The following is a 6877-nucleotide window of genomic DNA, read 5'->3' on the forward strand; positions in this document are numbered from 1 at the left end:
GCCATGATGACCCCCACGCACGTCCCCCGGATCGCGGTCGTCGGCCCGGGGGCGATCGGGACGTCGGTCGCCGCCCTGCTCCACGAGGCCGGCCGGACCCCGGTGCTCGCCGGGCGCCGGGCACGCGCCGGGCTCCGGCTGCACTCCGACCGCGGCACGGTCGACGTCCCGGGTCCCGTGCTGACCGACCCCGGCGCGATCCGGGAGCCGGTCGACGTCGTGCTCCTCGCGGTGAAGACCACCCAGACCGTGGCGGCCGCGCCGTGGCTGCGCGCGCTGTGCGGGCCGGGCACCGTCGTGTGCGTGCTCCAGAACGGCGTCCAGCAGCGCGAGGACGTCGCGCCCCTCGTCCCGGGCCGCGAGGTCGTCCCGGCGGTCGTCTGGTTCCCGGCGGTGCACGGCGACGACGGGTCGGTCCGGCTCCTCGCCGACCCCCGCCTCACCGTCCCGGACGCGCCGGGGTCCGCGGCGGTCGTCGCGGCCCTGCGGGGGAGCCGCTGCGCGGTCGACGTCTCCGCGGACTTCACGACCCAGGCCTGGCGCAAGCTCCTGCAGAATGCGGCGGCCGGACTCATGGCGCTGACGGGCCGGCGGTCGGGGGTGTTCCGGCGCGAGGACGTCGGAGCGCTGGCCCTCGCGTACCTCGCCGAGTGCCTGGCGGTCGCGCGGGCCGAGGGCGCGGACCTGCCGGACGACGAGCCCCAGCGGCTCCTGGACGCGTTCCGGGCGGCGCCCGTCGACCGGGGGACCTCGATCCTCGCCGACCGCGAGGCCGGGCGACGACTCGAGTGGGACGTCCGGAACGACGTCGTCCGACGGCGCGGCCGGGCCCACGGCATCGCCACGCCGATCAGCGACGTCCTCGTGCCGCTCCTCGCGGCGACGAGCGACGGTCCGGGCTGAACCCGCCGGGGCGGCGCGGCGCCCGGCCTACCCTGGACGCGCGAACCAGGAGCTCGACGACGGCCCGTTCTTCCACGGCACCAAGGCCGACCTCCGCGTCGGCGACCTGCTGACCGCGGGCTTCCGCTCGAACTACCGGCCCGAGATCACGATGAACCACGTCTACTTCACCGCGCTCGTCGGCGGCGCCGGCCTGGCCGCCGAGCTGGCGGCGGGGGAGGCCGAGCCGCGGGTCTACGAGGTCGAGCCGACCGGTCCGTACGAGGACGACCCCAGAGTCACCGACAAGAAGTTCCCCGGCAACCCCACGCGGTCGTACCGCAGCGGCGCGCCGCTCCGCGTGGTGCGCGAGGTCGCCGACTGGCCGCGACTCAGCCCCGGGGACCTGGCGTCCTGGCGCGAGCGCATCGCCGCGCTGGCGGCCGACGAACAGGGCGAGATCATCAACTGAGGTCGGGACACGCCACACCCACCGCCGACGGGTCGCACCGGAGACGCCCGCGGCTGACGGCTCGGGGTCATGGCGGGCTCGGCGGCGGCTCGTCGCGCGGGCGCCGAGTCGTCCACAGGTGCGGTGGTCGTGCTCCGTCCCCAGGGCGAGGGTCGGTCGCCGGGGTCGTGTCGGTGGGCGTCGGTAGTGTCGTTCCATGGCATCTGACCTGCAGGAACACCCCGACGGCGACCCGGTCGCTGTCCCGGTGCTGCCGGTCTACGGGCCCGACGGGACGTGCCTGACGGACTTCGACCCGGACCCGGTCGTGGCGGCCGGTGTGGCGCCGCGGACCAGCGAGCAGCGGCAGGTCGAGGCGATCGCGACGTGCCCGCCGGGGCCCGAGCTCGACGCCTGGCTGCGAGGGCTGGACCTGCAGGTGCTGTCCTCGATGGTGCTGGTCGAGGTGATCGCCGCGCAGGACCGGGTCGAGAGTCATCAGCACGCCCGCAAGCTGGCCATGGTCGCCGAGCTCGCCTCCCGGGAGGAGATGAGCCCGGAGTGGTCCCCGCTCGCGGGAGCGCCGCCGACGCAGGCGTGCGTCGCGGGTGACGAGCTGGTGATGCGGCTGGGCTGGCCGCGGGTCTCTGCGATGAAGACCGTGCACCGGGCGCTGGTGCTGGACGGGATGCTCGGCGCGACCCGCGAGGCCCTGGAGGTCGGGCACCTCGACCCCGCCAAGGCCCAGGTCCTGACCGCCGAGCTGGCGGACCTGTCCTTCCAGGTCGCCCATGCGGTGGAGGACGCGGTGCTGCCCGAGGCCGACCAGTGCTCCGTCGCCGAACTCCGGCAGCGGATGGCGCGGGAGATCCGGTTGGTCGACCCCGAGGGCGCCGCCGCCCGCCGCGAACGCGCCCGCTGCACGAGGAAGGTGTCCCACCCCCGGCCGCAGCCGGACGGGATGGCCTCGATGTGGCTGGTGCTCGACGCGGCGGACGCGCTCCGGGTCGACGGAGTGCTCACGCACGCCGCGAAGACCGCCAAAGCGCTCGGCGACGACCGGACGTTGGACCAGCTGCGCGCCGACGGACTGCGGGACCTGGTCGTCGGGGACGTGCCGGAGTCGGACGGGCCGGCGTTCGAGGTCCACCTGTCTCCGGGTCTGCCGGTGCCACCGGAGCCGAAGCGGTCGTGGAACGGGGAGACCTCCACCGACCGGGACGGTGTGCTACTCACGCGCCCGGTCGAGCCGATCCCGATCGCCACCCTCACCCCGCTCGACGACACCGCTACGCACCCCGCGAGCGACCAGGACAGCCGCGCTTCGCTGCCCGGCGCTCCGGATGCACCGACCGGGACCGCGACCGGCACCGAGGCCGGGACCGAGACCGCGATCAGGACCAGCACCGTCGCGACCACGACTGCCCGCCGCGGCTGCACCCGCTGCTCGGGTCGCCCGGGCGCCGAGGTCCGGATCACCATCCCCGCCTCCACGCTCCTCGGCCTGGACGACCAGCCCGCCCACCTCGACGGGCACGGACCCATCGACGCGGTCCAGGCCCGGGCCCTGGCGATCGGCGGGGTCTGGCAGCGGGTCGTCACCGACCCCCTCGCCGACCGGGTCCTGGACGTCGGCCGGGAACGCTACCGACCACCCGCCGCCCTCGCAGACCTCATCCGGATCCGCGACAAGACCTGCGCCGCACCCGGCTGCAGGGTCCCGGCCTGCGCCTGCGAGCTCGACGACACCCAGGAGTTCCACCCCCAGCCGGGCGGTGACCTCGACGCGCCCCTGGGCCGCACCGACGCCGACAACCTCGGGCCCGTGTGCCACCGGCACCACCGGTTGAAGACCGACGGCGGCTTCCGGCTGCGCCAGATCAGTCCCGGGCTGTTCGAGTGGATCACTCCCACCGGGCACCGGTACCTCACCCGGCCGGGGACGGGGCAGACCCACGACGCCACCGCCGACCCGTACGACGCACCACCCCCGTTCTGAGATCGGCCGGTGCGGTGCGCCACCCCCCGCAGCGCGCCGGCGTGCCTGCGTTCCGGATCCGGGGTGATCGCGAGCAGGAAGATCGGCAGCCCCGCACCCGGACGGAGCGTGTCGCGCTAGCGTCGGCCGCGTGACCACCGTCGCCGACGCCTACCCCCGGAGAGCGGGTGAGTACGTCGACCTCTTCGGCTCGATGTCCGCGGTGCACCCCTCGGACAGGCAGCTCGTGGAGACCTGGGCCGACGGGGTGGTCGGACCCGTCCTCGACGATCCACCATGCTCCGGACCGCATCGGGGTGCCGCTCGCCGAGTTCGGGCGGACCCTGCGGCCCGGGGGGTCGCTGCTCTTGGCGTACTTCGACTCGGAGTCGACGGTCGACCGGTTCGACCACGCGGTGGCCCCGGCCTACCGGTGGCCCGCACCGGCCCTGCGGGCGCTGCTCGGTGACCACGGGTTCGACGTCGTCGAGCAGCATCGCCGCACCGGGCGCGAGCACCGGCCGCACGGCGCCGTCGTCGCGCGGCTCGGCGAGCACTGACCACGCCCGACCGCGCGCGACGATCGAGGGTCATCGGTGCCGCGTCCGCGGATCGCGCGACGGCGGCCGCTGCCGCCCGGAGCCACCGTCCGACGACACGCTCGCAGCCGCCGCCCCGACCAGTGCCCGTCCGCCCCCGTCCGCCCCGGCATCCACCGCCGGACACCGGGCCGCCAGGCCTTCCGTCCGCAGCGTCCCGGGAGCAGGATCACCCCATGGCCGCACACGTCGTGAAGCCGCTGTCGCCGGAGACGTTCCCCGCCTGGCGCGCGCTCGCCGAGAAGCACAACGGTGTGTGGGGCGGCTGCTGGTGCAGCTACTTCCACGGCGACACCCCGACGACGGCCAAGGCCGACCACGCGGGGCCGGACTTCAAGCGGCGGCTGGTGGACGAGGGCGTCGCGCACGCCGCGCTGGTGTTCGACGGCGATCAGGCGATCGCCTGGTGCCAGTACGGCAGCCCCGAGGAGCTGCCCCGGATCTACCACCGCAAGCAGTACGACGCGGGGGAGAGCCGCCCGGCGCCCTGGCGGATCACCTGCTTCTTCGTCGACCGGGACCACCGGCGGCAGGGCGTGGCGCTGGAGGCGTTGCGCGGTGCGCTGGATCTCATCGCGCAGGCCGGCGGCGGGGAGGTGGTGTCGTTCCCGAACGAGCTGCCGCCGGGGAAGCGGGTCTCGTCCTCGTTCCTGCACAACGTCACGCGCGGGATGTTCGAGGAGGCCGGGTTCGTGTTCGAGCGGCACATCGGGACGAGCAAGACGGTGATGCGGACGACGGTGGCGCCCGCGTAGGTCAGGGGGCCGGCGCCCGTCAGGAGGCGACGGCGCAGACGTCCGCGCCGGCGCGGCGCCCGTGTCCCGGGCGGTGCGCCTGCCCGAGCCGGATGACGTCGTCGAGCTTGTCGCGGGTCGCGGTCAGCTCGTCGAGCTGGGCCTGGACCCGCGCGCGCTCGGCCAGCAGCCGGTCGTGCATCTCGTCGGTGAGCACCCCGCGGTCCATGCACGGCAGGATCCGCAGCACGGCCTTGCTGCCCAGCCCGGCGGCGTAGAGGCTCTGGATGAACCGGACCCGCTCGACCGCACCGGGCGGGTACCGGCGCTGCCCGCTCGCGGTGCGCTCCGCGTCCAGCAGCCCCTGCTCCTCGTAGTAACGCAGCGCCCGCACGCTCACGCCCGCCTGCGCGGCGACCTCCCCGATGCGCACCCGGCCTCCCGACCCGCACTTGACCCTCACGTCGACGTCAGGTCCTAGCGTGCCAGACATGACAACCGCACTGATCACCGGGGCCAACCGCGGCCTCGGTCGCCACTTCGCCGCCGAGCTCCTCGCCCGCGGGGCCACGGTCTACGCCGCGGCGCGCGAGCCCGCCGCGATCGACCTGCCCGGCGTCCGCCGGGTCGCGCTCGACATCACCGACCCCGACGCCGTCGCCGCGGCGGCCGCGCTGGCCACGGACGTGGACCTGCTCGTCAACAACGCCGGCATCTCGACGGGTTCGACGCTGCTCGGCGACCTCGCGGGCGTGCGCGCCGAGATGGACGTCAACTTCTGGGGCACGCTGTCGATGGTCCGCGCGTTCGCGCCCGTGCTGGCCGCCAACGGCGGCGGGAGGGTCGTCAACGTCGCCTCCGCGCTGTCCTGGTTCGCGTTCCCGGGCTCCGGGGCGTACGCGGTGTCCAAGGCGGCGAACTGGAACATGAGCAACGCGCTGCGGCTCGAGCTGGCCGCGCAGGGCACGCAGGTCACCTCCGTGCACCTCGGGCTCGCGGACACGGACATGGCCGCGGGCATCGACGGGCCGAAGGAGGACCCGGCTGCGGTCGTCCGGCGCACGCTCGACGCCGTCGAGGCCGGAGACCTGGAGGTCGTGGTCGACGACTGGAGCGCGATGGTCAAGGCGTCCCTGGCCGAGGACCCCCGCGCGTTCTACGAGCGGTTCCTCACCGCCTGACCCCTCCTCGCTGCGGAGAGCGGGTCCGCCCCGGACGACACCCGGGGCGGGCCCGCGGTCAGCGGGGTGCGGACGTGAGCGCCGCGAGGCGGTCGAAGGCCTCGTCGAGCAGGCCGGAGAGGTCGCGGCCGGTGGTCGCGGCGAGGTCGTTCGCCGTCCGCATGCAGGCGAACGCCGCGCCCACGGCGGCCTCGGGTGCCGGGTCCCCGTCGTCCCACGGTCGCCCCGACGCGGAGGCCCGTGCGCGGGCGGCGGCGACGAGCGCGGTCTGGATCCCGTCGAGGCGCTGGAGGTACGAGGCACGCAGCGCGCCCTCGGCCTGCACGATCTGCTCCATCGCCGCCATGCGCGCGGCCCGGGCCGGGTCGGCCGCGTAGTCGACGACGCCGTCGAACACCCGGCGGAGCGAGTGCCACAGCGGCTCGTCGGCCGGTCGCGCGTCGAGCGCCTCGACGAGCTGGTCGGCCATGGCGTCGTACTTGCCCAGGACGAGGTCGTCCTTCGAGGCGAAGTACCGGAAGAAGCTGCGCCGGGACATGCCGACGGCGGCGGCGATCACGTCGACGGTCGTGCCCTCGTAGCCCTGCGCCACGAACAGGTCCTGCGCCGCGTCGATCAGCTCGGACCGCACCGCCCGGCGCGTGCGCTCCCGCAGGGCCGACCCCGTCCGCTCCGCCACCATGCGGCCGAACCTACCACCGGTTGCTCATCTGGCACCGAGTGCCATACCGTGCGTGAGGTGACAGGGACGGTCGACGAGGAGGACACGATGTCGAAGGTGTGGTTCATCACGGGCACGAGCCGGGGCTTCGGCCGCGAGTTCGCGCGGGCGGCCCTCGGCCGCGGCGACCGGGTGGTCGCGACCGCGCGCGACACGGCGTCGCTGGACGACCTGGTCGGCGAGTTCGGGGACGCGGTGCTGCCGCTGGCGCTCGACGTCACGGACCGCGCGGCGGCGTGCGCCGCCCCCGGGGGGGGGGGGGGGGGGGGCGGGCGGCCGGGCCGGCGCGGGGGGCAGGCGCGGCCGGGGGCGGGTGGGGCGGGCCGGGGGG

The 6877-nt window shown here is 75.3% G+C and carries 8 protein-coding genes and 1 pseudogene; 7 read left to right on the forward strand and 2 right to left on the reverse strand.

Features of this window, described 5'->3' with window-relative positions; genetic code table 11:
• Positions 1-6: 6 nt before the first annotated feature.
• From KVT14_RS10935 to KVT14_RS10955, 5 genes and pseudogenes are all read left to right on the forward strand, one after another.
• On the forward strand, positions 7-903 hold the full coding sequence (locus KVT14_RS10935) for an oxidoreductase (protein ID WP_217615684.1): 897 nt from the start codon (positions 7-9) through the stop codon (positions 901-903).
• 43 nt (positions 904-946) lie between these two features.
• Positions 947-1354: pseudogene (arr, locus tag KVT14_RS10940) on the forward strand (NAD(+)--rifampin ADP-ribosyltransferase); the annotation flags it as partial.
• 196 nt (positions 1355-1550) lie between these two features.
• Complete coding sequence (locus KVT14_RS10945; protein ID WP_217615685.1) at positions 1551-3332, forward strand: DUF222 domain-containing protein; 1782 nt, start codon at positions 1551-1553, stop codon at positions 3330-3332.
• Positions 3333-3628: 296 nt separating this feature from the next.
• A complete protein-coding gene (locus KVT14_RS10950) occupies positions 3629-3871 on the forward strand; it encodes a hypothetical protein (protein WP_306795768.1) in 243 nt (80 codons plus the stop codon).
• A 215-nt stretch (positions 3872-4086) separates the two neighbouring features.
• Complete coding sequence (locus tag KVT14_RS10955) at positions 4087-4665, forward strand: GNAT family N-acetyltransferase (RefSeq protein ID WP_217615686.1); 579 nt, start codon at positions 4087-4089, stop codon at positions 4663-4665.
• Between the two features lie 19 nt (positions 4666-4684).
• Here KVT14_RS10955 and KVT14_RS10960 read toward each other — a convergent pair whose 3' ends face one another.
• Complete coding sequence (locus KVT14_RS10960; RefSeq protein ID WP_308161028.1) at positions 4685-5077, reverse strand: MerR family transcriptional regulator; 393 nt, start codon at positions 5075-5077, stop codon at positions 4685-4687.
• A 58-nt stretch (positions 5078-5135) separates the two neighbouring features.
• Here KVT14_RS10960 and KVT14_RS10965 point away from each other — a divergent pair, with 58 nt between their 5' ends.
• Entirely contained in the window at positions 5136-5825 is a 690-nt protein-coding gene (locus tag KVT14_RS10965; RefSeq protein ID WP_217615688.1) for an SDR family oxidoreductase, read from the forward strand.
• 58 nt (positions 5826-5883) lie between these two features.
• Here the strand turns inward: KVT14_RS10965 and KVT14_RS10970 are convergent, their stop codons facing one another.
• Positions 5884-6507, reverse strand: a complete 624-nt coding sequence (locus KVT14_RS10970) for a TetR/AcrR family transcriptional regulator (protein ID WP_217615689.1) — start codon at positions 6505-6507, stop codon at positions 5884-5886.
• Positions 6508-6594: 87 nt separating this feature from the next.
• Here KVT14_RS10970 and KVT14_RS10975 point away from each other — a divergent pair.
• A partial coding sequence (locus KVT14_RS10975) for an SDR family NAD(P)-dependent oxidoreductase (protein ID WP_217615703.1) occupies positions 6595-6877 on the forward strand: 283 nt, incomplete at its 3' end.

Source organism: Cellulomonas sp. GbtcB1, from assembly GCF_019091725.1.
GTDB lineage: Bacteria > Actinomycetota > Actinomycetes > Actinomycetales > Cellulomonadaceae > Cellulomonas.

Bases quoted from the DNA above. Each gene is read 5' to 3' on its own strand.
- KVT14_RS10935 (WP_217615684.1), top strand. From the start codon at position 7: ATGACCCCCACGCACGTCCCCCGGATCGCGGTCGTCGGCCCGGGGGCG.
- KVT14_RS10945 (WP_217615685.1), top strand. From the start codon at position 1,551: ATGGCATCTGACCTGCAGGAACACCCCGACGGCGACCCGGTCGCTGTC.
- KVT14_RS10955 (WP_217615686.1), top strand. From the start codon at position 4,087: ATGGCCGCACACGTCGTGAAGCCGCTGTCGCCGGAGACGTTCCCCGCC.
- KVT14_RS10965 (WP_217615688.1), top strand. From the start codon at position 5,136: ATGACAACCGCACTGATCACCGGGGCCAACCGCGGCCTCGGTCGCCAC.
- KVT14_RS10970 (WP_217615689.1), bottom strand. From the start codon at position 6,507: ATGGTGGCGGAGCGGACGGGGTCGGCCCTGCGGGAGCGCACGCGCCGG.